The following is a 26,003-nucleotide window of genomic DNA, read 5'->3' as shown; positions in this document are numbered from 1 at the left end:
TCTCCTGATGGATTAATCCTCGTTCAGACCGCGCGGGATCGTTATTAAATGTGCGGCAAGCTTCACTATCCCGTTCAGGTGGTTGAATAAAGCGAGGTGTACCCATGCCACACTCTCGATTCATCCAGCATGCTCTGGCTGCCATTGGAGCTTCGTTCATCGCGCTGGGCGCCACAGCCCAAGCGCAAGGCACCGGCCAGAACGTTCCAACCACCGCGCCGCTTGCGCCGGCGAAATACTGCGAATGCCGCTTCTCATCCGGGCAATACGAGGCCTATAGCGTCAACGGGACCTGCACCGTCCAGCGCTATGCCGGCGGACGCAAGTGCGAATACGGCTTCTCGGGTATCGGGGCCAATCCGGCGGTTCTTACTTCCATCCTTGGACAGGACGCGTACCAAGCGCAGTTGCAATCCGCGGCGCAGATCTTCCCCCGCTATCTGGCGTTTGCGCAGTCGGGAGACACGTCGGCCTTGAGCGAGAGCGGTTTTATCGAGAGCGCCCTGCCGGTCCTGGCGCGAGGCAGCTTGTTTCGACAGGCCGTCGTCATCGCGGAGTTGCCCGTCAAACAGATCGACAACGAGATCGTTGTTTTCTCCAGGAAATACAGCAACGTCATAGCGGAAGTATTCCAAGGAAAAAGGCCGCCGCTTTCGGTGACGTGGACGGAAGGCTTTCAGTTTGAGATCGGGCGAGGCTATGTGCTGATGGACTACAAGCAAGCGTCGCAATTGCTGGTGCTTTTCTTCTCTGATGCGAAGAGGTGATCGGCCATGGATCTCACCTGCATGCGAGAACTTCCCGGATTGGATTGGGCCGTGCTGCTTGTTGCCGTCGTGGTGGCCCTGATCTTGTTCGTGCTGGGGATCTACTTGTTGCTTCGACCCAGACCCTCCCCTACGCCAAACACCAAGCATGAGGTGGAAACGACCATCGACAAATATGGTTTGAAAGGGCCTGCCGGCGTGTTCTTGATACTTCTCTCCATCGCCTTGGTTGGAGGGCTTTACTGGCAGTTGAACAACAGGTTCCCCGCCAACGCGGAAGAATTCTCAGGGGCGCCTCGCACACTCGGTTCCATCGCCGAAGGGTTACGCCGGAACTCCAGCGCCGATATCCTGTTGAAGGGAGGAGCCGAGACCGTGGTGATCTCTCAACCGGTCAGCGGCGCCTGCTGGTCCGCGCTGGTGGACAAGCTGTGCACGGCGTATCGGGATACGTTGACGTGCAGCCGGGATGGCAATCGGATTGTCATCGACCGCAAGCCCTGAAGCAGCGCGCCGTATGAGCGGAAAAGGTGTGTCAGACTACGTCCATTCACGGCTATTGGGTGCGAGCACCCGCTTTCCGCATGACCCTCAGCGACCGCCTGAAAGCCTGGGCCAAGCGCATCAAGCGCGATGGCCTGACGCTATGGTTTGCCGGCAAGCACGCCCGCACGCCCTGGTACGCCAAGGCGCTCGGTGTATTCGTTGTGGCATACGCGCTCAGCCCCATCGACCTGATCCCCGACTTCATCCCCGTGCTGGGTTACATCGACGACGTGCTGTTGTTGCCCGGCCTGATCTGGCTGGCCATCAAGCTGTTGCCGGCCGACGTGCTGCAGGAATGCAGGGTTCAGGCGGACGCCTGGATGCAGTCGCAGGGCAAGAAGCCGCGGAGTGTGGCGGGCGCGGTGATGATCGTGGCGCTATGGCTGGGGATAAGTCTTGCGGCGTGGTTCTGGCTTGCGCCGTATTTTCGCTAGCGCCCTGACCGGCGGGCTTGCGCGCAGAACTACGCCGAACCTTCTTCCACGAACCCCAAGGTCCTGAGTTCCGCGATCGCGCCCTTTTCCTCGTCCCGTCGCGCCTTGGGCGCGGCCAGCGAGGCGGTCAGCAGCATGGACTGGGCGGGCGAGCTATCAAAGCCATGCAGCGTGCTGGCGATGCCCGGGAACGCTTGGACGAAATCCGCTCCCAGCGCCTCGTGCCCCGGATAATTCCCCTGCTTGTCCACGATGACCTGCGTCTGCGGATCGCGCCGGATCAGGTGCAGCGGCACGCCTTCGCAGCGCAGGCCCAGCAGCTTGGCTTCGCTGATATCCAAGGCCCAATCCGTCTCGGCGTAGAAGGCGGCGCGCGCGGTTGCGAACTGATCGAGGAGGCGCTCGTCCTTGCAGAACGCGGTGGGCGTCAGGTTTAGATTGAGCTTGCCGATCTTGCCCGCCAGTTTGACCCGGCGAAAGAACGAGGCCCACACCAGCAGGATGGGGTTGGTGGACAAGTCCTCGATCAGCACGTCTTCAAACATGCAGGGCTGGATCATCGAGTTGACCGCGCGGCATTTGGAAACGCGCACGTTCTGCACGCGCGACATGCGCTGTGGGGTCTTGACCATGGAAAGGGCGCCGTTGTCGAAGGTGCAGTCGTGGAAGTGCAGATCGCTGAAGTGCGAGTTGCCCTTGTCATGCGCCATTAGGAAGGTAGCGCCTTCGGTTTTGTTCATGGACGAGGAGATGTCTGGCTGCGATGTCGCCGGGGAGTCGTAGTCTGCCATTTCTAATCCCGGAACAGCATTATTTCCTACTGTCAGATAGCTTATTTGGTATTCATGTGACATTATTAGAATCTTTTGGATACATTTACCCGTTCCCCTGCGGAGGGCAGGAAGCGGCAGATAACTAAGCTGAAGAAGATGAATCACATGAATAAAAAGATGTTGAAGTTGGCGGCCGCTGCCGCTTGCGTAATGACGATCGCGGGTTGCGCCAATGTGCCGATGGCGCCAGCGGAACAAAATAAGCAGGCCAAATCGTTCCCGGTGCCGGACGAAGGAAAGTCCGGCCTGTATGTCTACCGGGATAGCTTTGTGGGCAAGGCGTTGAAGAAGGACGTGTACGTCAACGGCAAGTGCCTGGGTGAAACCGCCGACCGCGTGTTCTTCTACACGCAGGTCGCCGGCAACGAGCAGCACAAAGTCTCCACCGAGTCGGAGTTTTCGCCGAACGACCTGATGGTGATGATGGAGGCGGGCAAGAATTACTTCGTGCGCCAATTCATCAAAATGGGCGTATTTGTGGGTGGCGCCGGCGTGGAGCAGGTAACGGAAGAGGAAGGTCAGCGGGTGATCTCCAAGTCCGAAGTGAACCTGGCGGCCGAAGGCCGTTGCACGGGCTGATCGCGGTCCGCTCCCGCCGCTGTTCTTGCCTACTTGCAATGGAAATGACGATGCGTCTTGGTCTGTTGTTGGCGGCCTTGCTGTTTGCCGCGACGGCCCATTCGGCGAACTATCCTTGCTCCGGAAAGAAGGGCGGCGTGGAACGTTGCGTCGGAGAACAGTTCTTGTGTCGCGACGGTTCGATCAGCGCATCGAAACGCGTGTGCTCAAGTCCGGATTCCAGCGCACAGCCACTTGTTTCCAAGCCCTCGGCTTCCGGCTCGAATGGCGCATGCAGCTGCCGTGATGGCCAATACTGCACCGGGCCGCGGGGCGGAACGTTCTGCTACACCGATAGCGGAAAGAAGTCCTATCTCAGGAAGTAAGCGCCGCGCTGCTTGAGGCAGTCTCAATAGCTGCCCGCAGGCAGCACGTCCGCCAAATACGCGCTGATATCCGGCGTCTCTCGCAGCGCATGCCGCATCCACGCGCCGCGCTCATGCGCGGTCACTTCCAGCTCCCACACGCAGGCAATGAACGGTCCCTGCACGGGTTGAAACTGTTCGGGCCGATCCAGCGGCGCGGAGTACATCTGTTGGCACAGGATGCCGCCGGATATCCACCAGTCAGCCAGCAGCCAGACCGCTTCTTCGCCCACGTGCACGATGCAGAAGCCCAAGCCCGTGGCGCGCGGATCGCTGGCGGCGTCTCGCAACGCGGCCATTGCGGTCTTGCGCGCGGCTGCGGCCACTTCAGCGGACAGCAGCGCAACGGCTGGATCGGGATTGCGTTGTATCGCGTAGGCCTTGATGGCCAGGCCGTCTTCGCGCCATTGTTCGATGAACGCCATGCGGCGCGGTGCGTAAGGTTCTGCAGGAATCGTTTGGAAAGACATGATGGGCAGCGAGGGTGAACCCGTCGGGGTCATGGAGGCAGGTATTCTTCCAGCAGTCCGCTAGCCCAGCAAGGACAAGGCATCGTCCAGCGACAGCACGGTGGTGCGCGATTCAAACGCCGTCGCAAACAAATGCTCATGCACGATCGGGTCCGGGTCGTAGCAGCAGTCCTTGACCGTCAGCAGGCGGTAGTCCGCGTCGCTGGCATGCGCAATCGATGACAGCATCACGCCGGTGGACGCGACGCCGGCCATGATCAGCGTGTCTATGCTCTGCGCGGAAAGCCGCACTTGCAGGTCGGTGCCGAAGAACACGCTGGCGCGGTGGGCGATGATGATGGGCTCGTCTTCGCGGCGGTCGAGTTCCGGCGAGATGCGGTCGTGGACGAAGCGGCCCAGTTGCTTGATGCCCTGCCCGTTCTTGTTCAAGGGGCTGACTTCAGGATAGCCAGGGCTGAAATGGATCTTGGCGAAATAGACGCTGACGCCGGCGCGCCGCGCGGCGTCGCAGAGTTGCCGCGTGTTGCTGAGCAAGGCGGGGGCGACCGACGGAAACAGTTCCATGATGTCGGTCTGGTAGTGCATGACCAGCAAGGCGGTACGCGCCGGAATGATGGCCGGGGTCTGGGTGTTCATGCTCCGCTCCGCAAAGGGTTTGCCATGCGCGCCTTGCGGGTCGGCCTGCTGCCTGGGCGGCCCGCAATGGTGTGACGCTTGGCGAGGTGATGGGGTGCGACAGGAAGGACGAACGACTCTACCACGGCGGCCATGGCACAACTGCGCATGGAAAGCGGGTGGAGGTTCTGGCGCCGCGCGATCCCTCGCGCGAGCCCGGGCATTACGCCACCGGCAACTGATTCGTCACGCAATGAATCCCGCCGCCGCCTGACGCAATGGCGTCGATATCCAGTTGCACCACCTTGCGCCCCGGATACAAACGCGCCAGCAGGTCGCGCGCCTTCGCGTCCGCTTCCGCATCGCCGAATTCCGGCGCGATGACGGCGCCGTTGATGACGAAGTAGTTGATGTAGCCGGCCGCGAAGTCGGAGTTGTCGCGCAGGAACTTGCTGCGCCGGGGCTTGAGCGGCGGGCTCATGGTGTGGATTTCCAGCGGCTTGCCGTCGGCATCCGTTGCGCGCCGGAGGATCTCCAGATGCTTGCGGGTCAGCGCGTAGTCGTAGGACTCGGGGTCCATGTCGAGGTTGGCGACGACGACGCCGGGCCGGGCGAAGCGGGCGTAGAAATCGACATGGGCGTCGGTGATGTCCTTACCCTTGATGCCGGGCAGCCAGATGATCTTGCGCAGGCCCAGGCAGCGCTTCAGTTCCTCTTCGACTTCCGCCTTGCTCCAGCCGGGGTTGCGGTTGGAATTGATCCAGCTGCTTTCGGTCATGATGCCGGTGCCGCGGCCGTCGACTTCGATGCCGCCGCCTTCGCCGACCAGTTCGCTTTGCAGGTATTCGGTGTCGGTGACCTCGGTGGTTTCAGCGGCGATCTTGGCGTCGGCGGTGTGGCGCTGCTTGTTGCCCCAGCCGTTGAAGTTGAAGTCCACGCCGGTGGCCGCGCCCCGCCCGTCGAGCACGAAGTTGGCGCCGATGTCGCGCATCCAGATGTCATCCAGGCGGGTTTCGACGAAGCTGACGTTGTCGGCGCCGCAATGGCGTTCGGCCAGGCTGCGTTCGCGGGCGCGGCAGAACACGGTGAGGGGCTGGTGGGCGGCGATGGCGCGGGCGATGCGGCCGAGCGCGGCCTGGACGTCGGCGGTGAAGTCTTCCCAGATGGCGTCCTGGGCGCCGAAGGCGATGAAGGCGCGGGCCTGGGGCGCGCCTTCGTCGGGCATGTGCCACCGGGGCGCTGGCGCCGCCCGTGCGCCGGGGGCGAGCAGACCCAGGCCCAGCAAGGCGGCGGCCTGGACGCCGATGAGCGTGGCGGTGTGTTGGATGAGTTGGCGGCGGGTGGGCACGTCGGGCTCCTGGGATTCTGGAAGATCGATAAAAAATGGTTATGTTTGAGTCAAAGGTGCGCACCTCTTGAATTGCAGTGTATTTCCCGCCTGGCCGCGCGGACTAGCGATATATTTAGTGGAATTCTGATTAGCAGGGCTTATTGATATGCTCAAGCAATGGCCTCCCCTGAACGTGCTGCGCGGCTTCGAGGCGGCCGCCCGCCTGGGCAGCTTCCATAAAGCGGCTGACGAGCTGCATCTGACGCAGTCGGCGATCAGCCAGCAGGTGCGCAGCCTGGAGGACTATCTGGGCCAGCCGCTGTTTTTCCGCCAGGGGCGCGCGGTGTCGTTGACCGATGCGGGCTGGGATCTGCTGGGCACGACGCAGGCCATGCTGCAGCAGTTGGCAGCCGGCATCCGCAGGCTGGACCAGTACCGCAAGCCGAACCAGCTGATCGTGAACACCAGTCCGGCGTTTTCGCGGCACTGGCTGCTGCCCAGGCTGGAAGCCTTCCGCACCCTGCATCCCGAGGCGGACCTGTGGCTGTACACCAGCGATGCCGCGCCGGACATGGCCAAACAGACCATAGACATCGCGCTGCGCGACGACCTGGGCCCACAGGCCGATTGCGCGTTCCGCGTGCTGGTCGAGGACCGCATGTATCCAGCCTGCCACCCTCGCCTGTTGGCGGCCGAGACGCGCGCCACGCTGCATGGCGAACGCGAGATGGATTGGAGCCATTGGGAAACGCAAGGCGGCGCCGACGTGGGCCAGCGCGGCCAGGGCATGAATTTTTCCGACCCTGGCCTGTTGCTGGATGCGGCGCGCGAGGGCCTGGGCATGGCGCTGGTCAGCAGCTTGCTGGCCGACCGCTCGCGCCGCGATGGCTCGCTGGCGGCGTTGACGGAGCAGACCGTGCGCGGTCCGAAATGGGCGTTGCTGGTGCATCGGGACAGCGAGGACGATCCGCTGACGCGCGCGTTCTGCGAGTGGGTGTCCGAAGAACTGGACGCGTCGCGCGAGGACGGCGGCGCGGCAGCCTAGGCCTTGTCTCTCAGGTTGCGATTTTCATCACGGTGTTAAGTTGTAGACCCATCGCCACATGCGGCGCATTCCAGAGCAAGAGATTCCTCGATGTCCCATTTGCAATCTACGCGTCCCGTCGCGCTGGTCACGGGCTCTACCTCCGGCATAGGCGAGGCCATTGCCCGCCGCCTGTCGCGGGACGGTTATGCGGTGGTCGTGCATTCACGCCGTTCGGCTGAAGCCGGCCATGCCTTGGCGCGCGAGCTGGGCGATGCTGTCTACGTGCAGGCGGATCTTGCGAACGATGCCGACCGGGTCCGGCTGGTCCGGGAAGCCGTCGCGGCATGGGGGCGGCTGGACGTGCTGGTCAACAACGCTGGAATCAGCCAAGTCATTCCCCATGCGGACCTGGCCGCGGCCACGCCGGACATCTGGCATGCATTGCATGAGGTCAACGTGGTGGCGCCGTTTCGCCTGGTGGCCGAAGCGCAGGCCGCGTTGCAAGCGGCGGCGGCGGCGCATGGCCGGCCGGCTTGCGTGATCAACGTGAGTTCGCACGCGGGTATCCGGCCCAAAGGCGCTTCCATTCCCTATGCGGCGACCAAGGCGGCGCTCAACCATGTGACGCGCTTGCTCGCGCTTTCGCTGGCGCCGCATATCCGCGTGAATGCGGTTGCGCCGGGCCTGGTGGACACGCCGATGACGTCCGATTGGACGCAGGCCCAGGCGCTGTGGCGCGACAAGGCGCCGATGCGCCGGGCGGCCAGTCCGGAGGATATCGCGCAGGCGGTCGCCATGCTGGCCGCGTCGGACTATCTGACCGGCGAGATCCTGCTGTCCGATGGTGGCTTGAATCTCACGTAGCAGCACAAGCCGCGCGGGCAGCGCAGCCGTTGGGAAGCCGGCTTGCGCGCCCGGCTGGCAGCAACGCCGGCCTTACTTCTCCGCGTACTTCTTGCTGGCTGTGTCGTAGGCGTAGACGACGGCATCGCCCGCGCCCAGTTGGCGGGTCTTGTCCGGGCCGGCGATTTCCGTGCCGCTGCGCTTGACGGTCACGCGCGGCATGTCGCTGCCGCCATGCGCGGAGAAGACCAGTTCGCCCGAGCTGGCCACGCAAGGCATGACGTCGCCTTCGGCGCAGGCCGCGCTATTGTCTTCGCCGGTATTGATGCTGCCCACATAGGTCCAGCCCGCGCCTTCGTCCGGACCCGCCGGATTGAAGACCAGCAGCGCGTAGCCGCTGAAGCTGATGCCGTTGTCGAAGCCTTCGGTGGGCACGGCCAGCAGCAGCTTGCCAGCGGGCGTGCGGTACTCCACCGGCTTGCGGCGGGTGTCGACGTCTTCCGGTTTTTCGTAGGCGCCGAACTCGCCGACCGAGTGCTTCATGCCGCGGAACTTCCAGGGACGTTCGGGCGTGGCGCCGGTCAGCGTGTACGTGGCTTCGGCCAGGTTGACCTGAGTGCCGGGCCCGACCTCGTCTTCGCCCGGCTTGCCGTAGCGTTCGCGCGTGTCCCAGGTGAAGCCGGTGTAGTAGCGCGTGCCGCCCAGTTCGAAGGCATGGCCGAACCAGAAGGTGGCGATGCTGCCGTTGGCGACTTCGTAGGAATCGGCGCCCTTGCCGTCGATCTGGTAGATGGAATACATCACCGTGGGCACATCGGGCGGTGCAATGGCGGCGGCCTGGGCGGTGGGCGGCAGCGCCGCGGCGCCGGCGGATTCAGCGGCGGTTGCGGCGGGGCTGAACAGCGCGGCCAGGGTGGACGCCAGCAGGCCGGCCATGGCGGTGCGGAGCAAACGGCCAGGGGGGCGGGTTTTCTGAATGGTTTTCATGTGTCGGACATCTTCTTGTCGGCCTCAGGCGGGAAAGCCTTGTGATCGCCTGTCTCTGTCTGTGCGGCGCCATCCTAATCGCCCGTTGCAATCCGCGTCGGACAACAATTTGCCAATTGTGTCGGACTGCAATGCATGGAGCGCCCCTGGCTAGTCTGCCACGGAATCGGCGTTTTGCTCGGGGATCGTAGGATGGGTGTGGCGCAAGAAAGACGTGGCGGACAGAACTGTCCTGCAATGCGTGAAACCCATCGCCCGTTACGGGACGGGGATGGGTTTCGCGCGGCGTTTTCCCTCAGTACGTCGCCCGCAGGTTCAGCATCACGCTGCGCGGCTCGCCGTAGTAGTTCGAACCGTAGGCGGCCCACACGCGCTGGTAATAGACCTTGTCGAACAGGTTGTTCACCGTCAGCGTGCCTTCCAGGTGCTTGTTGAAGCGGTAGCCGGCTTGCGCGGACACGGTGGTGTACGGACGCTGCTCGAACTTCACCGGGCCGTTCAGGCGGTACATGCTGCTGACGCTGCGCACGCCCGCGCCCAGCGACAGGCCTTCCAGCGTGCCGGTGGCGAAGGTGTACTTGGTCCACAGGTTGAAGGTGTGGCGCGGCGTGATGAAGGCGTACTGTTGCGACTTCTGTTCTTCCGTTCCCTTGAGGGTCTTGGTGGTGGTGTAGGCGTAGCCGGCGGTGATGTCCCAGCCTGGCGCGGGGCTGCCGCTGATTTCGGCCTCGAAGCCCTGGCTGCGCATCTTGCCTGCGGCCATGGAGAACAGCGGATTGTTCGGGTCCGTCATCGAGCGGTTCTCGTCTTCCATGCGGAACAGCGCGGCGTGGCCGTTCAGGCGCTTGTCCAGGAATTCGCCCTTCAGGCCGATCTCGAACTGCTTGCCGGTGCGCGGGTCCAGCAGCTGGCCGTTGACGTCGGTGACGGTCTGCGGCGTGAAGATGCTGGTGTAGCTGGCGTAGGCCGACAACTGCTCGTTCAGGTCCACCACCAGGCCCAGATAGGGCGTGAACTTGCCGTTGATCTTGTCGCTGGTGTTGGTGAACTGGTTGAAGTACGCGTTGCGGTTTTGCGTGCGGTTTTCCCACCAGGTGAAGCGGCCGCCAGCGATGATGGTGGCCGCGTCGGTCACGCGCAGATTGGTGCGCGCATACAGGCCGTACTGGTCGGTCTTGCTGTCGTTGCCGTTGGTGAACTGGTAGTCCGGCTTGGGGATGTTGTTGTTGGGGTGGTAGAGGTTGGTGTCGGCGTTGTCGCCGCCGCCGTAGCGGAAGTTCTTGTGGACGTTGCGGTAGTCGGCGCCCACGGTGAGCTCGTGCTGGCGGCCGAAGGCTTCGAAGGGCGTGGCAACGAAGGCGTCCAGGCCATAGGTCTTCCAGTTGCTGCGGTACTTCCAGCTGACGAGGCAGGTGTCGCCGGTGATCGGGTCCACTGCGCAGTCAGACCAGCCGAACTCGCGGCTGGGCTCGTCCTGTTCGCGGTAGATGCCGCTGACCTTGATGCGTCCGCCATTGGCCAGGCGGTGGTCCACGTCGGCGAAGTACTCGGTGACCTCCTCGGTGATGTGATTCCAGCTGGGGTCCAGGTTGGTGGAACGGCGCACGTCCAGCAAGCGGCCGTCGGTGTAGCCGGGCAGGCCGAAGAAGGGGCGGCCCTTGTATTGCTGGTAGGTGGCGCCGGCGGTCAGGACGGTGTCGGGCGTCAGGTCGAAGCTCAGGGTGCCGTAGAACAGCGGCTTCTCGGTGTACACGCCGTCGACGAAGGATTTGCGGTCGTCATAGGACGCCACCAGGCGGCCGCGCAGGCGCCCATCGCTGTCCAAGGGACCGGTGATGTCGGCCTCGGTGTAATAGCGGTCCCAGGAGCCCGTCATGACCTGGCCGCTGAAGGCGAATTCCTTCTGCGCGCGCTTGCGCACCAGGTTCACGGTACCGCCGGGATCACCCGCGCCCTGGTACAGGCCCGAAGGTCCGCGCAGCACTTCGATGTGGTCGTAGATGGCCAGTCCGAAGCCCGAGGACAGGTCGTTGCCGGTGCTGGCCGGCGTGTTCACGCCGTCGACCTGGATCGTGTCCAGCGCATAGCCGCGTGAGTAGAAGTTGCCATGGTTGCCGCCGATGCTGCCCGCTTCCACCGTGATGCCGGTGACGGTGCGCATGGCGTCGTCCAGCGTGGTCAGGTTCTGGTCGTCCAGCAGCTGGCGCGTCACCACCGAGACCGATTGCGGGATCTCGCGCAGGCTTTGCGCGTTCTTGCCGATGGTGACGGCGGGGGCGGTGTAGGACCCCGTGCCTTCGGTGACGGTGAGGTCGCGGCCGGTGACCGTCACGGGCGCCAGGGTGGTGGCATCGCCGGTGGATGCGTCGGCCGGCCGCCGCACCACGAAGCCCGAGCCGCTCTGCACGGCCACCAGGCCGCTGCGCGCCAGCAGGCGGTTCAACGCGACCTGCGGCGTCATGGAGCCGGATACGGCGGGGGCGCTCAGGCCGGCCACGACGTCGGGGCTGAACAGCACCTGCAGCTGCGCCTGCCGGCCCAACGCCACCAGCGCGTCGGCCAGGCTGCCGGCGGGCAGGTCGAAGCTTTGCGCGACGGCGCTTTGCGCATGGGCCGCGGATGGCGCCAGCGCCTGGACCGCCAGCGCGGCGCTCATGGACAGCGCGCACAGCAGCGCGTAACGGCCGGCGCTCAGCCGACGATGAAAATGGCGTTGCGCCATGGACTTTCCCCAGTCTGGAAGTGGATCTTCAACTGGGGAAGACGCGCCAGCCGCCAAAACCCGAACCTGTCTAATTAAAAATAATTCTTAATTCTTGTCTTCAGCGGCTGCCGATCACGGCGGCGCCATCCGGCCGCCGGCTTACCGTCACCGGCAACAGGCCGGGCAGCATGTCCAGGACCGCGTCCGGCTGGCGCAGATCCAGCGTGCCGGACAGGCGCAAGCCCCGGGCGCGCTCGTCGGCGAAGCGCAGCGGCGTGTCGCGGTACAGGGCCAGGTAGCCGGCCAGCTGCTGCAAGGTGGCGTCGTGCATCACCGCCACGCCGCCCTGCCAGGCGCCGATCTCGCTGGCGGGCACCTGCTGGCGGCGCAACAGGCGCGCGTCGGCTCGCGACAGCAGCACCGTGTCGCCGGCCTGAAGCGTCTGCGCGGCGGGGGCGTTGGCGCCTTGGGCGTTCAGTCTGACTTCGCCGCTGCGCACACCGACCTGCAGCACGTCGGGCAGCAGCAGCACGTTGAACTCGGTGCCGATGTCGCGCAGTTCCGCGTCGCCCGCGGCCACGATCAGCGGCCGGCGGTCGGGGGCGGCATCGATGTAGACCTCGCCGCCCTCGACGCGGATATGGCGTTCGGCCATCGTGTAGCGCACGCTCACGCGGGTGCCGACGTTGGCGTGCAGCCGGGTGCCGTCGGAGAGGTCCAGGCTGCGGGTCTGGGTGGACGCGTTGGCTATGGTCTCGTAGCTGATGGGCACGTATTGGTAGGCGGCGGCCGTGACAAGCAGCATCGCGGCCAGCGCACCGCCCCAGCGCAGGAAGGCGGGGCGCCGCGTCGGCGCTGACCACGCGCGGGGCGGGGACTGCGGCCGGCTGCGCGACGGGTTCTGCGTGTGGCTGGCCGGCTGCGAGTGCACCCGCGCGGAGTCCGGGCGCGGCAGCGCCGCCATGTCCTCCCACACCAGCTCGAGCCGCTCGTACTCTCGCCGATGCTCGGCCGAAGCTTGCAGCCAGGACTGGAAGGCTTGTTCGGCGCCGGCGTCGGACGCGCGCTCCCGGCGGCGCATGAACCATGCGCTCGCGGCCTCTTCGACAGCGGACAAAGGTAGGGATCGGGTCATGGCGTTTCGCCGTGGACACGGCGCTTGCAGTGCGCCAGCGCCAGTTGCAGGTGCTTCTCGACCGCTCGCACACTGATGCCCATGTGGTCGGCGATGTCCTCGCAACGGAGCTCATCATACCGATAAAGCAGAAAGGCCTCGCGCTGGCGCGGCGGCATCTCGTCGATGGCGGCCTGCAGCAATCGCAGGCGCTGGCTGGCGTCGGCGCGCGCCTCGGGCTGCAGGCCGGCGGGGGCGGCCAGGCCGACTGCCGTGGGCTCGAAACCCTGATCGTCCAGGCTGGCCACCACGTGCTCGTCGCGCACATTCTCGCGGCGCCAGTGGTCGCGCAGCAGGTTGCGGGCGATTTCGTACAGATAGGCGCGCGGCTTTTCCGGCGGCGCGGCGCCGTCATGGGCCGCCAGCCATTTGGCGAAGGTCTCCTGCGCCAGGTCCTGGGCGGCCTCGGGCGAACGCTTGAGCTGGCGGTTCAGGAAACCGACCAGCTCCGCGTTCCACGCCTTGTACGCCTCGGCGATCACGCCGAAGAACCGCTCCCCCATGATGCCCCTGTCGATGTCCGGCGCCGGGTTCTGTGACCTGGGCGCGTAGGCATGGCTTGATCAAATGATAATGATTCTTATTGTATCAAGATTATCAAACGCTGCTGCCGGGGAGCGACGCGGCGAGGAATAGGCGGGGCAATTCTGAAAAGGTTGAAAGCACGACCGTGCAGGGCGCCGCCGGCAGAATGACCGCCTTGCCATGGGAAACGTACTCGATGGAGGCGGATGATATGAAGCAGCGAGATCTCTACGCGGAGCTTGCCGAGGGTTTCGACGCGCTGTTCACGGCGCGCACCGCATCAGGGCGCGTGCAAGCTCCTGAGCTTCCTCAGCTCCGGAAACCACCGCATCCACAACCCCGCCACGGCGATGGTGCCGACCCCGCCGATCACCACCGCCGGCACCGCGCCGAAGGCCGCGGCCATGACGCCGGATTCGAATTCGCCCAGCTGGTTCGAGGCGCCGATGAATAGCGTGTTCACCGCGCTCACGCGGCCCAGCATATGGTCGGGCGTATTCAGCTGCACCAGGGACGAACGCACCACCACGCTGACCGCGTCCGCCGCGCCCAGCACCACCAGCGCGCCGATGGACAACGGGATCGAGGTCGACAGGCCGAACACCGTGGTAGCCAGTCCGAACAGGATCAACGCGCCGAACAGCAGCCGGCCCACGTGCTCGCCCAGGCTCAGGCGCGCCAGCGTCAATGACATCAGTGCGGCGCCGCAGGCGGGGGCGGCGCGCAGCGCGCCCAGCGCCCAGGGACCGGCGTTGAGGATGTCCTTGGCGAAGATGGGTAGCAAGGCCGTGGCCCCGCCCAGCAGCACGGCGAACAGGTCCAGCGACAAGGTGCCCAGCAGCAGGCGGCGCTGGAAGATGAAGGTGATGCCGGCGAACAGCGTGCGCCAGGTGGTCGGTTCCTTGCGCGGCGGCGCGCGTTCGATGACCAGCGTGGCGATGGACGCGAAGGCCGACAGATACAGGGCCGCCGCCACGCAATAGATCCACCCTGCCCCCAGCCCGTAGCCGACGCCGCCCAGCGCAGGACCCGCGATCTGTGCGATCTGTCCGCCGGACGAGGCCAGCGCGGTCGCGCGCGGCAGCCATTCGCGCGGCACCACCGCCGGGATCAGCGTGGCCAGGGTCGGTGCCTCAAAGGCGCGGGCCGAACTCATGATGATGATGGTGGCGTAGATCAGCGTCTTGCCGCCCACGCCATGCAGGGCCGCGATCGCCAGCACCAGCGTGGCCAGCGCTTCCAGCGCCATGCACACCGCCACGATCTTGCGGCGGTCATAGCGGTCGGCCACATGGCCCACCACCAGGGTCAGGACCGCCATGGGCAGGAACTGCGCCAGGCCGATCAGCCCCAGGTCCAGCGCGCTGCCGCTCAGCGCATAGATCTGCCACCCCACCGCGACCGAAACGATCTGAAAGGCCAGCGACGCGCCGATGCGCGCGAACAGGTAATGCAGGAAGGCGGGGCGTTGAAGCGGACTGGGAGAGTCGGGGGCAGGCATGGAGGATGGCGCGATGGGCGCGCGACGGGCGCCGGACCCCGCATTCTAGGGACAAGTCGCTGACGGGAAACTAAGAGCGGCTCATGTGTCCCCGGCCGGGCCCGCCGTCACGCCTTGGGCCAATACGTCCCAAAGCTCCACAAATTGCCTTCCGGATCGCGGCAGGCGAACTCGCGGCTGCCGTAGGCCGTGTCGTACGGTGGGGTTTCGATGGTGGCGCCCGAGGCCTGGACCTGCGTATGCAAGGCGTCCGGATCGTCCACGGCCAGATACAGCGCGTCGGTGCGGCGTCCTTGCAGGTCGCCCACCAGCTTGCCGTGGGCGTCGTCGCGGTCCGGGCCCAGCATCAGCATGGAACTGCCATAGGCCAATTCCGCATGTTGCACGGCGCCGTCGTCGCGGTAGACGGCGTGCTCGGTGAACCCCAGCACGCCGGTCAGCCAGCGGATCATCGCATCTGCGTCGCGGCAGCGCAGGGTCGGAAACAGGCGGGGCGCCGCCGATTCGGGTGACTTGGCACTCATCATGGGTACTCCCGTGGATAAGCAGGAGCGCCCATGATGCACCCGCGGGCGGCGCGGAGGATGACGATTTTGTTACTGCGCGCCTGGCTACTCGCCGATGGCGACCAGCTCGGCTCCTTCCGCCACCTGATCGCCCACGCCGTAGAACACTTCCGAGACCTTGCCGTCGGCGGGCGCGGAAATGGTGTGCTCCATCTTCATGGCTTCCATCACCAGCAGCGGCTGGCCCTTTTCCACGGTGTCGCCGGCCTTGACCGAGATCGAGATGATCTTGCCGGGCATGGGAGCCGTGAGGCCGCCGCCGTGTTCGCCCTGGGTGTCCTGCGAATGCGCCAGGGGATCGTACAGGTCCAGCACGTGCACGCCGCCTTCGCCGAAGACGTGGGCTTTTTCGGCGTGCAGCACGACGGTGCCGGCGCTTTCATGGCCGTCCAGCGTGATGCGCAGGCCATAGGCCAGATTGGGGTTGGCGCTGGCGTGGGCGCGCCACAGGAAGGCTTGCGGGCCCGAGCCGCTGTCCAGGGTCCAGGCGCCACCCTGGCGGGCGACGGTGACGTGGCGGGTCTCGCCGTTGTCCACCCATTGCAGCTGGCGCTGGTAGCGGCCGCCCAGGCGCCAGCCGTCGCGCGCGTCCCAGGGATCAGCAGGCTGCTTGCCGCCGGCGGCGCCCGGCTGCGCCAGGCCCTGGCGCACCAGCACGGCGGCGCAGGCCAGCGCCAGCGTGGCGGGACTGGCGGCTTGGGGTTCGGGCAGCAGCGTGGCGCGCTGGCGTTCGATCAGGCCGGTGTCCAGGTCCGCGGCGGCGAAGGCGCTGTCCTGCATCAAGCGCGACAGGAAGGCCACGTTGGTCTGCACGCCCACGGCCTGCGTCTGGGCCAGGGCCTGCAGCATGCGGGCGCGGGCCTGGTCGCGGTCGGCGCCGTGCACGATCAGCTTGGCGATCATGGGGTCGTAGAACGGCGTGATGGTGTCGCCCATGCGCACGCCGCCATCGACCCGGATGTCGCCGTTGGCGAACGCCGTGTGCGCCGGCAGGCCCAGGTAGGCCAGGGTGCCGATGGACGGCAGGAAGCCCTTCTCGGGGTTCTCGGCGTAGATGCGGGCCTCGATGGCGTGGCCCTGGATGCGCAGGTCTTCCTGGCGCGCGGGAAGCGGCTGGCCGGCGGCCACGCGCAGCTGCCATTCGACCAGGTCGTGGCCCGTGATCATTTCGGTGACCGGGTGCTCGACCTGCAGGCGCGTGTTCATTTCCATGAAGTAGAACCGGCCGTCGGGTTCGGCGATGAACTCCACCGTGCCCGCGCCCACGTAGCCCACGGCGCGCGCGGCGGCCACGGCGGCTTCGCCCATGGCGCGGCGACGCTCTTCGGTCATGCCGGGCGCGGGGGCTTCCTCGATCACCTTCTGGTGGCGGCGCTGAACCGAGCAATCGCGCTCGAACAGGTAGACGCAGTTGCCATGCGTGTCGGCGAACACCTGGATTTCGATGTGGCGCGGCTTCTGCAGATAGCGTTCGATCAGCACGCGGTCGTCGCCGAAGCTGGAGGCGGCCTCGCGCTGGCAGGAGGCCAGGGCGTCGAGGAACGCGCCCGACGATTCGACCACGCGCATGCCCTTGCCGCCGCCGCCGGCGCTGGCCTTGATCAGCACGGGGTAGCCGATGGCGTCGGCCTGGGTCTTGAGGAATTGCGGGTCTTGGTTGTCGCCGTGGTAGCCAGGCACCAGCGGCACGCCGGCCTTTTCCATCAACGACTTGGCGGCGGATTTGCTGCCCATGGCGGCGATGGCGGAGGCCGGCGGGCCGACAAAGGCGATGCCGGCTTTTTCGGCGGCTTCGGCAAAGGCTTCGTTCTCGGAGAGGAAGCCGTAGCCGGGGTGGATGGCGCCCGCGCCGGTATCGCGCGCGGCTTGCAGGATGGCGTCGGCGCGCAGGTAGCTGGCGCGCGGCTCCGAGCCGCCGATGTACACGGCCTGGTCGCAGGCGGCGACGTGGCGGGCGTTGGCGTCGGCGTCGGAATACACCGCGACGGTGCGGATGCCCATGCGGCGGGCGGTGGCGGCCACGCGGCAGGCGATTTCACCGCGGTTGGCAATCAGCAAAGTGTCGAACATGGATGTCATCCAGGCTGAAATTATTCTTGGGCTGCAATGGGGGGGCCATGCCGTCCTACATGCGGAACACGCCGAACTTGGTGTCCTCGATGGGCGCGTTCAAGGCCGCCGACAAGGCCAGGCCCAGCACGCGGCGCGTGTCGGCCGGGGCGATGATGCCGTCGTCCCACAGCCGCGCGGTGGCGTAGTAGGGATGGCCTTCGCGTTCGTACTGTTCGCGGATCGGCGCCTTGAAGGCGGTTTCCTCATCGGCCGACCACTGACCGCCGCGGGCCTCGATGCCGTCGCGCTTGACCGTGGCCAAGACGCTCGCGGCCTGTTCGCCGCCCATGACCGAGATGCGGGCGTTGGGCCACATGAACAGCATGCGCGGCGAATAGGCGCGGCCGCACATGCCGTAGTTGCCAGCGCCGAACGAACCGCCGATCAGCACGGTGAACTTGGGCACGTTGGCGGTGGCCACCGCCGTCACCATCTTGGCGCCGTGGCGGGCGATGCCTTCGTTTTCGTACTTGCGGCCGACCATGAAGCCGGTGATGTTCTGCAGGAACACCAGCGGGATCTTGCGCTGCGCGCACAGTTCGATGAAGTGCGCGCCCTTCTGCGCGGACTCCGAGAACAGGATGCCGTTGTTGGCCACGATGCCGACAGGCATGCCGTGGATGTGCGCAAAGCCGGTGACCAGCGTGGGGCCGAAGCGCGCCTTGAATTCGTCGAATTCGGAGCCGTCCACGATGCGCGCGATGACCTCGCGCACGTCATAGGGCTTGCGCGTGTCGGCGGGAATGATGCCGTTGAGTTCGCTGGGGTCGTAACGCGGCTCGCGCACGGGGATGGTCGCCAGCGGCTGCGGCTTCTTGCGGTTCAGGCGCGCGACGGCGTTGCGCGCCAGTTGCAACGCATGCATGTCGTTGGCGGCCAGGTGGTCGACCACGCCGGACAGGCGCGTGTGCACGTCGCCGCCGCCCAGGTCCTCGGCGCTGACTTCTTCGCCGGTGGCGGCCTTCACCAGCGGCGGGCCGCCCAGGAAGATGGTGCCCTGGTTCTTGACGATGATGGACTCGTCGCTCATGGCGGGCACGTAGGCGCCGCCGGCGGTGCAGGAGCCCATCACCACGGCGATCTGCGAAATGCCCTGCGCGGACATCTGCGCCTGGTTGTAGAAGATGCGGCCGAAGTGTTCGCGGTCGGGGAAGACCTCGTCCTGCTGCGGCAGGTTGGCGCCGCCCGAATCCACCAGGTAGACGCAGGGCAGATGGTTCTGCGCGGCGATTTCCTGCGCGCGCAGATGCTTCTTGACCGTCATCGGGTAGTAGGTTCCGCCCTTGACCGTGGCGTCGTTGCAAACGATCACGCATTCCGTGCCGGCCACGCGGCCGATGCCGGTGATGACGCCGGCGCCGGGGGCTTCACCACCGTACATGCCGTGAGCCGCCATCGGCGACAGTTCCAGGAACGGCGTGCCCGGATCGATCAGATGCTCGACGCGGTCGCGCGGCAGCAGCTTGCCGCGCGCCACGTGCTTGGCGCGAGCGGCTTCGCTGCCGCCCAGCGCGGTATGGGCCAGTTGCTGATTCAGATCGTCCAGCTGCGCCTGCATGGCCTGCGCATTGTCGGTGTAGTCCTGCGACCGCGGATTGATGCGGGATTCGATGATGGGCATGGGGTTCCACCCGTCCTGCTTGTTGGAAATTTGAAGGCGCTCGTGGAGCGGTTTGTCTCGCTGCCCGGTGGGCCGGGCATTCTTGTCGGTTAGGGGCACCGAAGAGGGATTTCGTTGCGCCTTTCCTGCACGGCGCGCGACCGACCCGTCGCGCTAAGACGCCATGCAAGAAAGGCGCAGCGGAATCCATCGAAAGCCGGGAGGCCGAAGCCTCCCGGCGTTGCGTCAGACCATCTCGATCGCCATGGCGACGGCTTCGCCGCCGCCGATGCACAGCGTGGCCACGCCGCGCTTGCCGCCGGTCTTGCGCAGCGCGCCGACCAGGGTGGCCATCAGGCGGGCGCCGGACGCGCCGATCGGGTGGCCCAGGGCGGTGGCGCCGCCGTGGACGTTGACCTTGTCATGCGGCAGCTTGAAGTCGGCCATGGCAGCCATGGTGACCACCGCGAAGGCTTCGTTGATTTCGTAGAGGTCCACGTCCTCGGCCTTCCAGCCGGTCTTGGCGAACAGGTTCTTCAGCGCGCCCACGGGGGCGGTGGTGAACCAGTTCGGCTCTTGCGAGTGCTGGCTGTGGGCGACGATGCGGGCCAGGGGCTTGACGCCCAGCTTTTCCGCGGTGGAGGCACGCATCAGCACCATGGCGGCGGCGCCGTCGGAGATCGACGAGGAGTTGGCGGCGGTGACGGTGCCGTCCTTCTTGAAGGCGGGCTTGAGCGTGGGGATCTTTTCCGGCATGGCCTTGGTGGGGGCTTCGTCGGTGTCGATCACGGTGTCGCCCTTGCGGCCGGCCACGGTCACGGGGGCGATTTCCCACTTGAAGCTGCCGTCTTCCGACGCGGCGCGGGCGCGGCGCAGCGATTCCAGCGAGAACGCGTCCTGCTGTTCGCGGGTGAAGGAATACTTGGCGGCGCAGTCCTCGGCGAACACGCCCATGGCCTTGCCCTTGTCGTAGGCGTCTTCCAGGCCGTCCAGCGCCATGTGGTCATACACGGTGTTGTGGCCGTAGCGGTAGCCCTGGCGGCCCTTGAGCAGCAGGTAGGGCGCGTTGCTCATGCTTTCCTGGCCGCCGGCGACGACGATGTTGGCGCTGCCCGCGGCCAGCAGATCATGGCCGAACATGGCGGCCTTCAGGCCCGAACCGCAGACCTTGTGGATGGTGGTGCAAGCCACGCCCAGCGGCAGGCCGGCACCCAGCGCTGCCTGGCGCGCCGGGGCCTGGCCCTGGCCGGCCTGCAGCACGTTGCCCATGATGACTTCTTCGACTTGCTCGGGCTTGATGCCGGCGCGTTCGACGGCGGCCTTGATGGCGATCGAGCCCAGCTCGTGCGCGGCCAGGCCGGACAAGGCGCCCAGCATGCCGCCCATGGGCGTGCGGGCGACGGAAACGATGACGATGGGATCTGACATGGCTAGCTCCTGTGAGGGTCGGGACAGCTCTGGGGTTACGAGGCCGCGGGTTCGCCCGTAGGGCGTTCCGGACGCAGGCGTCTGTCCGTATCGTAAGGGAAAAATTCTTCAATCCGGCCCTGCGCCACATGGGCGCGGCAGGCCTGCCACCACTCCGGTTCCAGCAGGTCGGAATGGTGACGCATGAAGGCGCCGCGCACGCGCGGGTCGCCTAGCAGAAAGCGTCCGAATTCTTCGGGAAAGACATCATTCGGACCGATGGCATACCAGGGTTCGGACGCCAGCTCCGCCTCTTCGTTGGGAGCGGGCGGAATGCGCCGGAAATTCATTTCTGTCATGCGCTGGATTTCGTCGTAATCGTAGAAAACGACTCGGCCCAGGCGCGTGACGCCGAAGTTCTTGTAAAGCATGTCCCCGGGGAAAATATTGGCCGCCGCCAGTTGGCGGATGGCGTCCCCGTATTCGCGCACGGCCGGGTCCAGCAGCGCATCCGACGCCTGGCGCAGGTAGATGTTCAGCGGGGTCATGCGCCGTTCGATGTAGACATGGCGGATGACCACCGTGTCGCCGGTTTCCTCTATCAGGCTGGGCACCAGCCGGCGCAATTCTTCCAGCAGCGCGGGTGCAAAGCGTGCGCGCGGCAGCGCCACCTGTGAGTATTCCCAGGTGTCGGCCATGCGGCCGACGCGATCGTGCAGCTTCACCATCTGGTACTTGCGGCGCACGGTGGCATGGTCCATGCCGTCCTTGTCGATGCGGTCCTTGATGAGCTTGAACACGTAGGGATAGGACGGCAGCGTGAACACGCACATCACCATGCCCTTGATGCCGGGGGCGATGTCGAAGGCGTCGCGCGAATGGGCCAGGTGGTGCAGGAAGTCGCGGTAGAACAGCGTCTTGCCCTGCTTCTGCAGGCCGATCATGGTGTATAGCTCGGCCTTGGGCTTGCGCGGCAGCAGGCTGGACAGGAAATTCACCACCGCGGCCGGCGTTTCCATGTCCACCAGGAAATAGGCGCGAGTGAAGCTGAACAGCGTGCTCAGGTCGTCGGCGCCCAGCAGCAGCGCGTCCAGCACGACCTGGCCCGCCGGGTTGCGCATCAGCGCCACCGCAAAGGGATACACCGTGCCCTGGTTGATCAAGCGGCCGACGATGTAGGCGCCCTTGTTGCGGAAGAACAGCGAGCCCAGCGCGTGGATCTGGCAGTCGCTGGCGATGCGGCGGCCGACGTGGCGCGGCAGTATCGCGCGCAACTGCTTGACCGCGGCGCGCGCCAGCAGCCGGGTGTCGCGGGGCAGGTCTTCGAAGGGCAGCGCCAGCCCGAAGTCCGCCACCATGCGGATCAGGCTTTTTTCCAGCCCGTCGGTGGTGGGGTAATACACCCGGTACGAGGGGATGCTGCTGTCCAGGTAGTCGGTGGCGATGGCCGGGCGGACGAACAGGAAGGCGTTGTGGAAATAATCGCGGTGCAGGATGCGGCAGGACACCGAGTTGAAAAACGTCTCGGCGCATTCGGGCTGGCGGTGGTCGCCCAGCAGGCCCACGAATTCCTGTTTGATCTGCTGCCAGAACGCGGTCTGCTCGTCGCTCAGGTTGGGTGCAGCGCTACCGTTGGCGCCCACCGCGCCTTCGGGGCGGCCGCGCAGCACGCCTTCCAGTTGGGTGGCGCATTCGCGCACCCGCATGTCGTAGTACTCGATGCGCTCGCGCGACAGGCGCTGGATGCCGTGCCAGTCGCCGGATTCGAACAGCGCCTTGGCGCGCTGGGCGCTGTAGCGGAACAGCGCGTAGTGGCGGTCGAAGCCCGCCAGGATCAGCCGTGCGACGTCCAGCGGCGAGGGGCCCGGAGCGGGCGCCTGCTCGATGTGCTGGACGTCGGACATGCGGATCATGGCGGCGTCGCTCAGGCGGTTTCGTTGAACAGTTCGCGGCCGATCAGCATGCGGCGGATTTCGCTGGTGCCGGCGCCGATTTCGTACAGCTTGGCGTCGCGCCACAGGCGGCCCACCGGGTATTCGTTGATGTAGCCGTTGCCGCCCAGGATCTGCACGCCCTCGCCCGCCATCCAGGTGGCTTTCTCGGCGGTGTACAGGATCAGCGCGGCGCAGTCCTTGCGCACCTGGCGCACGTGCTCGGCGCCCAGGCGGTCCAGGTTTTTGCCGACCTGGTAGCAGAAGGCGCGGCTGGCCTGCAGCGTGGTGTACAGGTCCGCGACCTTGCCCTGGATCAGCTGGAATTCGCCGATGGCCTGGCCGAACTGCTTGCGGTCATGGATATAGGGGACGACCACGTCCATCACGGCCTGCATGATGCCCACCGGGCCGCCAGACAGCACCGCGCGTTCATAGTCCAGGCCGCTCATCAGCACCTTGACGCCGCCGTTGACCTGGCCCAGCACGTTCTCTTCCGGGATTTCGCAGTCCTGGAACACCAGTTCGCCGGTATGGCTGCCGCGCATGCCCAGCTTGTCCAGCTTTTGCGCCACGGAAAAGCCCTTGAAGCCCTTTTCCACCAGGAAGGCGGTAATGCCGCGCTGGTGCGCTTCGGGATCGGTCTTGGCGTAGACCACCAGGGTGTCGGCGTCCGGGCCGTTGGTGATCCACATCTTGGTGCCGTTCAGCACGTAGCGGTCGCCCTTCTTGTCGGCGCGCAGCTTCATGCTGACCACGTCGGAACCGGCGCCCGGCTCGCTCATGGCCAGGGCGCCCACGTGTTCGCCAGAAATCAGCTTGGGCAGGTACCTGGCTTTCTGGGCGGCGGTGCCGTTGCGGTTGATTTGGTTGACGCACAGATTGGAGTGCGCGCCGTAGGACAGGCCGATGGAGGCGCTGGCGCGGGAGATTTCCTCCATCACGACCATATGGGCCAGATAGCCCATGTTGGCGCCGCCATATTCCTCGTCGGCCGTCATGCCCAGCACGCCGAGTTCGCCGAATTTGCGCCAGAGGTCCATGGGGAACTGGTCGCTGCGGTCGACTTCTGCGGCGCGCGGCGCGATCTCGGCCAGTGCGAAATTACGCACCGCGTCGCGCAGCATGTCCAGATCTTCGCCCAGGTCGAAGTTCAGGCCGGGAAGGTTCATCGCTGTCTCCGTGATAGTAGGTACTTACTATTTTGTGGGCGCCCGTGTCCGGCGCCAGCTTGCCGCGCGTGGCTCATGATGCGCCGATCGGCCATCGCCGCGCAATGATGCACTGCAAATATTACGTTTACGTAAACGTAAATTGGAGTCGGGTTATCCCTAGGTAATTCAGCCCTGCCCAGGGAGTTGCGCTGAGTAAGATGCCAGCCGATCCTTGAATCCTGAATCATTGCGATGGAGTCTGCCGTGCTCGAACTATCCAACCTGGACGAAATTGTGGCGCTGCGGCGCGACATCCACATGCATCCGGAGCTTTGCTACGAAGAGCATCGCACGGCCAAAGTGGTGGCGGACACGCTGCGCGGCTGGGGCATCGAGACCCACACCGGCATCGCCAAGACCGGGGTGGTCGGCGTGATCAAGCGCGGCACGTCGGATCGCGCCATCATGCTGCGCGCCGACATGGACGCCCTGCCCATGCAGGAAGAGAACCAGTTCGAACACCGCTCGCGCCACGACGGCAAGATGCACGGCTGCGGCCACGACGGCCACACCGCCATGCTGCTGGCCGCCGCGCGCCATCTGCAGGCCGAAGGCGGCTTCGACGGCACCGTGTACCTGTGCTTCCAGCCGGCCGAGGAAGGCGGCGCGGGCGGCCGGGCCATGATCCAGGACGGCCTGTTCGAGCGCTTCCCCTGCGAAGCCGTGTTCGGCCTGCACAACTGGCCGGGGCTGCCCGCCGGATCCATCGGCGTCTGTTCCGGCCCGATGATGGCGGCCGCCAACGGTTTCAAGATCACCGTGCGCGGCAAGGGCGGCCATGCGGCCGCGCCGCAGGACTGCAGCGATCCGGTGCCGGCGCTGTTCGCCATCGGCCAGTCGTTGCAGACCATCCTCACGCGCAGCAAGCGTCCGCTGGACGCCGCCGTGCTGTCGATCACCCAGGTGCAGGCCGGCGGCAGCGTGATTAACGTCATCCCCAACAGCGCCTGGCTGGGTGGCTCGGTACGCGCTTACAGCACGGCGGTGGTCGACCTGATTGAACGCCGCATGAACGAGATCGCCGGCAACATCGCCGCCGCGCACGGCTGCGAGGCCGACGTGTTCTTCGAGCGCCGCTATCCGGCGCTGGTGAACACCGTGGCTGAAACCGAGTTCTGCATGGAAGTCATGCGCGAGGTCGTGGGCGAGGACAAGGCAATGGTGATCGAGCCGGCCATGGCCTCGGAAGATTTCGCCTTCCTGCTGCAGGAAAAGCCCGGCTGCTACGTGTTCCTGGGCAACGGCGACGGCGAGCACCGCATGGCCGGCCACGGCCTGGGTCCCTGCATGCTGCACAACGCCAGCTACGACTTCAATGACTCCCTGATTCCGGCTGGCGCGTCGTACTGGGTACGCCTGGCGCAACGCTATCTGGCCTGATGTGCTTCACGCCTTTCGTTTTATCTGACGCAGTGCCACGCAACATTACCAGGACGATATGAAGAAGAAGACATTGCTGATCAAGGCCGCGGGGGCGGCCTTGGCAATCATGGCCAGCGGCGCCATGGCGCAAAACTGGCCGGCCAAGCCCGTGACGCTGGTCGTGCCCTACACCGCCGGCGGCAGCGCCGATGCGATCGGACGCCGCCTGGGCGACGTCCTGCGCAAGGAAAGCAACGTAACCGTCATCGTCGAGAACAAGCCGGGCGCGGGCGCCTCCGTCGGCACCGACTTCGTGGCGCGCGCACAGCCGGACGGCACCACGCTGCTGCTGGCTTCCACCAGCCCGCTGACGATCTTCCCGCATCTGGCCAAGACCAACTATGACCCGATGAAGGACCTGACGCCCGTGGCCAGCGTGGCGGTAGCGCCCGTTGCCATCGTCGCCACCAAGGCGCTGCCGGTGAAGGACTTCGCCGGCTTGATCGACTACGCCAAGTCGCATCCCGACGGCGTGCGCTACGGCACGCCGGGCCAGGGCACCGTGGCCCACATCGGCATGTCGGCCGTCACGGCGCAGACCGGCACCAAGATGCTGCACGTGCCTTACCGCGGCAACAGCCAGGCGCTGACCGACGGCCTGGGCGGCGTGGTCGAGTTGCTGGTGGTCAATAGCGACGTGGTGCTGCCGCACGTCGCCAGCGGTGCGCTCAAGCCGCTGGCCGTGATGGCGCCCGAGCGCCTGGCCGCCTGGCCGGACGTGCCCACCATGGCGGAACTGAAGATGCCGCAGGCGCAGTACTACTCGAACTTCGGCGTGTTCGCGCCGGCCAATCTGCCGCCGGCCGTCGCGCAGCCGCTGCAGGCCGCCTTGGCCAAGGCGGTGGCCAGCGCCGAATTCCAGGACCTGTTGGCCAAGTCCTTCCTGCAACCGGGCACCGCCACGGGCGAGGCCTTCGCCAAGCAGGTGCAGGCGGAATTCGCGAACAACGCGCGAGTCATCAAGGAAGGCAACATCAAGGCCGAATAAGCTCTGCCTGGCAAAAAAGCGCGC

At 65.9% G+C, this 26,003-nt stretch carries 23 protein-coding genes; 8 read left to right on the top strand and 15 right to left on the bottom strand.

From position 1 onward, the window contains the following. Positions 1-104: 104 nt before the first annotated feature. The 3 genes from IB259_RS27750 (at position 105) to IB259_RS27740 (ending at position 1,747) form a co-directional block, all read left to right on the top strand. A complete protein-coding gene (locus IB259_RS27750) occupies positions 105-767 on the top strand; it encodes a hypothetical protein (protein WP_175163057.1) in 663 nt (220 codons plus the stop codon). Positions 768-773: 6 nt separating this feature from the next. After that, on the top strand, positions 774-1,271 hold the full coding sequence (locus IB259_RS27745; RefSeq protein ID WP_125471036.1) for a hypothetical protein: 498 nt from the start codon (positions 774-776) through the stop codon (positions 1,269-1,271). Positions 1,272-1,351: 80 nt separating this feature from the next. After that, a complete protein-coding gene (locus IB259_RS27740; protein ID WP_192330673.1) occupies positions 1,352-1,747 on the top strand; it encodes a YkvA family protein in 396 nt (131 codons plus the stop codon). Positions 1,748-1,776: 29 nt separating this feature from the next. Here IB259_RS27740 and IB259_RS27735 read toward each other — a convergent pair whose 3' ends face one another. Continuing rightward, positions 1,777-2,487, bottom strand: coding sequence for a hypothetical protein (locus IB259_RS27735; RefSeq protein WP_192330671.1), 711 nt, complete (start codon positions 2,485-2,487; stop codon positions 1,777-1,779). Positions 2,488-2,613: 126 nt separating this feature from the next. On the opposite strand from IB259_RS27735, the gene IB259_RS27730 reads away from it, so the two are divergent. Further along, positions 2,614-3,159 (top strand): DUF2846 domain-containing protein, encoded by a 546-nt coding sequence (locus tag IB259_RS27730; protein WP_225596952.1) that lies wholly within the window; start codon positions 2,614-2,616, stop codon positions 3,157-3,159. A gap of 388 nt (positions 3,160-3,547) precedes the next feature. Here the strand turns inward: IB259_RS27730 and IB259_RS27725 are convergent, their stop codons facing one another. From IB259_RS27725 to IB259_RS27715, 3 genes are all read right to left on the bottom strand, one after another. Further along, the gene (locus IB259_RS27725; RefSeq protein WP_225596951.1) at positions 3,548-4,033 is read right to left on the bottom strand and encodes a hypothetical protein; all 486 of its coding nucleotides are present in this window, start codon (positions 4,031-4,033) and stop codon (positions 3,548-3,550) included. Between the two features lie 60 nt (positions 4,034-4,093). After that, entirely contained in the window at positions 4,094-4,669 is a 576-nt protein-coding gene (locus IB259_RS27720) for an isochorismatase family cysteine hydrolase (RefSeq protein WP_192330669.1), read from the bottom strand. A gap of 202 nt (positions 4,670-4,871) precedes the next feature. Then, complete coding sequence (locus tag IB259_RS27715; protein ID WP_192330667.1) at positions 4,872-5,996, bottom strand: agmatine deiminase family protein; 1,125 nt, start codon at positions 5,994-5,996, stop codon at positions 4,872-4,874. Positions 5,997-6,144: 148 nt separating this feature from the next. Between IB259_RS27715 and IB259_RS27710 the strand changes: the two genes are divergently transcribed. Both IB259_RS27710 and IB259_RS27705 read left to right on the top strand, forming a co-directional pair. Next, complete coding sequence (locus IB259_RS27710; protein WP_192330665.1) at positions 6,145-7,023, top strand: LysR substrate-binding domain-containing protein; 879 nt, start codon at positions 6,145-6,147, stop codon at positions 7,021-7,023. A gap of 90 nt (positions 7,024-7,113) precedes the next feature. Next, complete coding sequence (locus tag IB259_RS27705; RefSeq protein WP_192330663.1) at positions 7,114-7,869, top strand: SDR family NAD(P)-dependent oxidoreductase; 756 nt, start codon at positions 7,114-7,116, stop codon at positions 7,867-7,869. Positions 7,870-7,941: 72 nt separating this feature from the next. Here IB259_RS27705 and IB259_RS27700 read toward each other — a convergent pair whose 3' ends face one another. From IB259_RS27700 to IB259_RS27650, 11 genes are all read right to left on the bottom strand, one after another. Continuing rightward, positions 7,942-8,835: a hypothetical protein gene (locus IB259_RS27700; protein WP_175163076.1), complete on the bottom strand. Its 894-nt coding sequence runs from the start codon at positions 8,833-8,835 to the stop codon at positions 7,942-7,944. A 295-nt stretch (positions 8,836-9,130) separates the two neighbouring features. Next, complete coding sequence (locus IB259_RS27695; protein ID WP_119449830.1) at positions 9,131-11,557, bottom strand: TonB-dependent siderophore receptor; 2,427 nt, start codon at positions 11,555-11,557, stop codon at positions 9,131-9,133. A 100-nt stretch (positions 11,558-11,657) separates the two neighbouring features. Continuing rightward, positions 11,658-12,674, bottom strand: a complete 1,017-nt coding sequence (locus tag IB259_RS27690; RefSeq protein WP_192330661.1) for a FecR domain-containing protein — start codon at positions 12,672-12,674, stop codon at positions 11,658-11,660. Beyond that, entirely contained in the window at positions 12,671-13,216 is a 546-nt protein-coding gene (locus IB259_RS27685) for an RNA polymerase sigma factor (protein WP_088159493.1), read from the bottom strand. Before IB259_RS27685 ends, IB259_RS27690 begins: the two co-directional genes overlap by 4 nt. A gap of 302 nt (positions 13,217-13,518) precedes the next feature. Continuing rightward, entirely contained in the window at positions 13,519-14,739 is a 1,221-nt protein-coding gene (locus IB259_RS27680) for an MFS transporter (protein WP_175181651.1), read from the bottom strand. 107 nt (positions 14,740-14,846) lie between these two features. Beyond that, on the bottom strand, positions 14,847-15,266 hold the full coding sequence (locus IB259_RS27675; protein ID WP_225589257.1) for a VOC family protein: 420 nt from the start codon (positions 15,264-15,266) through the stop codon (positions 14,847-14,849). A gap of 84 nt (positions 15,267-15,350) precedes the next feature. After that, entirely contained in the window at positions 15,351-17,375 is a 2,025-nt protein-coding gene (locus IB259_RS27670; RefSeq protein WP_192330659.1) for an acetyl/propionyl/methylcrotonyl-CoA carboxylase subunit alpha, read from the bottom strand. 55 nt (positions 17,376-17,430) lie between these two features. After that, on the bottom strand, positions 17,431-19,038 hold the full coding sequence (locus tag IB259_RS27665; RefSeq protein ID WP_054455628.1) for a carboxyl transferase domain-containing protein: 1,608 nt from the start codon (positions 19,036-19,038) through the stop codon (positions 17,431-17,433). A gap of 225 nt (positions 19,039-19,263) precedes the next feature. After that, positions 19,264-20,445, bottom strand: coding sequence for an acetyl-CoA C-acetyltransferase (locus tag IB259_RS27660; protein ID WP_054455626.1), 1,182 nt, complete (start codon positions 20,443-20,445; stop codon positions 19,264-19,266). 35 nt (positions 20,446-20,480) lie between these two features. Further along, a complete protein-coding gene (aceK, locus tag IB259_RS27655; protein WP_119449834.1) occupies positions 20,481-22,337 on the bottom strand; it encodes a bifunctional isocitrate dehydrogenase kinase/phosphatase in 1,857 nt (618 codons plus the stop codon). Between the two features lie 11 nt (positions 22,338-22,348). Beyond that, the gene (locus IB259_RS27650) at positions 22,349-23,527 is read right to left on the bottom strand and encodes an isovaleryl-CoA dehydrogenase (protein WP_125471016.1); all 1,179 of its coding nucleotides are present in this window, start codon (positions 23,525-23,527) and stop codon (positions 22,349-22,351) included. A gap of 246 nt (positions 23,528-23,773) precedes the next feature. On the opposite strand from IB259_RS27650, the gene IB259_RS27645 reads away from it, so the two are divergent. Next, on the top strand, positions 23,774-24,949 hold the full coding sequence (locus IB259_RS27645) for a M20 aminoacylase family protein (RefSeq protein WP_082401115.1): 1,176 nt from the start codon (positions 23,774-23,776) through the stop codon (positions 24,947-24,949). A gap of 58 nt (positions 24,950-25,007) precedes the next feature. After that, a complete protein-coding gene (locus tag IB259_RS27640) occupies positions 25,008-25,979 on the top strand; it encodes a tripartite tricarboxylate transporter substrate binding protein (RefSeq protein ID WP_192330657.1) in 972 nt (323 codons plus the stop codon). The last annotated feature ends 24 nt before the right edge of the window (positions 25,980-26,003 follow it).

Origin of the sequence: Achromobacter sp. ACM04, assembly GCF_014851465.1 — a bacterium.
Taxonomy (GTDB): domain Bacteria; phylum Pseudomonadota; class Gammaproteobacteria; order Burkholderiales; family Burkholderiaceae_B; genus Achromobacter; species Achromobacter aegrifaciens.
Note: the sequence above shows the minus strand (reverse complement) of the source record. Positions and strands in the feature narration are given on the sequence as shown.

Excerpts from the sequence above, each read along its gene's own strand:
- aceK (WP_119449834.1), bottom strand. The coding sequence starts at position 22,337 with ATGATCCGCATGTCCGACGTCCAGCACATCGAGCAGGCGCCCGCTCCG.
- IB259_RS27660 (WP_054455626.1), bottom strand. The coding sequence starts at position 20,445 with ATGTCAGATCCCATCGTCATCGTTTCCGTCGCCCGCACGCCCATGGGC.
- IB259_RS27750 (WP_175163057.1), top strand. The coding sequence starts at position 105 with ATGCCACACTCTCGATTCATCCAGCATGCTCTGGCTGCCATTGGAGCT.
- IB259_RS27675 (WP_225589257.1), bottom strand. The coding sequence starts at position 15,266 with ATGATGAGTGCCAAGTCACCCGAATCGGCGGCGCCCCGCCTGTTTCCG.
- IB259_RS27700 (WP_175163076.1), bottom strand. The coding sequence starts at position 8,835 with ATGAAAACCATTCAGAAAACCCGCCCCCCTGGCCGTTTGCTCCGCACC.
- IB259_RS27725 (WP_225596951.1), bottom strand. The coding sequence starts at position 4,033 with ATGTCTTTCCAAACGATTCCTGCAGAACCTTACGCACCGCGCCGCATG.
- IB259_RS27690 (WP_192330661.1), bottom strand. The coding sequence starts at position 12,674 with ATGACCCGATCCCTACCTTTGTCCGCTGTCGAAGAGGCCGCGAGCGCA.
- IB259_RS27640 (WP_192330657.1), top strand. The coding sequence starts at position 25,008 with ATGAAGAAGAAGACATTGCTGATCAAGGCCGCGGGGGCGGCCTTGGCA.
- IB259_RS27710 (WP_192330665.1), top strand. The coding sequence starts at position 6,145 with ATGCTCAAGCAATGGCCTCCCCTGAACGTGCTGCGCGGCTTCGAGGCG.
- IB259_RS27650 (WP_125471016.1), bottom strand. The coding sequence starts at position 23,527 with ATGAACCTTCCCGGCCTGAACTTCGACCTGGGCGAAGATCTGGACATG.
- IB259_RS27740 (WP_192330673.1), top strand. The coding sequence starts at position 1,352 with ATGACCCTCAGCGACCGCCTGAAAGCCTGGGCCAAGCGCATCAAGCGC.
- IB259_RS27680 (WP_175181651.1), bottom strand. The coding sequence starts at position 14,739 with ATGCCTGCCCCCGACTCTCCCAGTCCGCTTCAACGCCCCGCCTTCCTG.
- IB259_RS27705 (WP_192330663.1), top strand. The coding sequence starts at position 7,114 with ATGTCCCATTTGCAATCTACGCGTCCCGTCGCGCTGGTCACGGGCTCT.
- IB259_RS27745 (WP_125471036.1), top strand. The coding sequence starts at position 774 with ATGGATCTCACCTGCATGCGAGAACTTCCCGGATTGGATTGGGCCGTG.
- IB259_RS27685 (WP_088159493.1), bottom strand. The coding sequence starts at position 13,216 with ATGGGGGAGCGGTTCTTCGGCGTGATCGCCGAGGCGTACAAGGCGTGG.
- IB259_RS27735 (WP_192330671.1), bottom strand. The coding sequence starts at position 2,487 with ATGAACAAAACCGAAGGCGCTACCTTCCTAATGGCGCATGACAAGGGC.
- IB259_RS27695 (WP_119449830.1), bottom strand. The coding sequence starts at position 11,557 with ATGGCGCAACGCCATTTTCATCGTCGGCTGAGCGCCGGCCGTTACGCG.
- IB259_RS27665 (WP_054455628.1), bottom strand. The coding sequence starts at position 19,038 with ATGCCCATCATCGAATCCCGCATCAATCCGCGGTCGCAGGACTACACC.
- IB259_RS27670 (WP_192330659.1), bottom strand. The coding sequence starts at position 17,375 with ATGTTCGACACTTTGCTGATTGCCAACCGCGGTGAAATCGCCTGCCGC.
- IB259_RS27720 (WP_192330669.1), bottom strand. The coding sequence starts at position 4,669 with ATGAACACCCAGACCCCGGCCATCATTCCGGCGCGTACCGCCTTGCTG.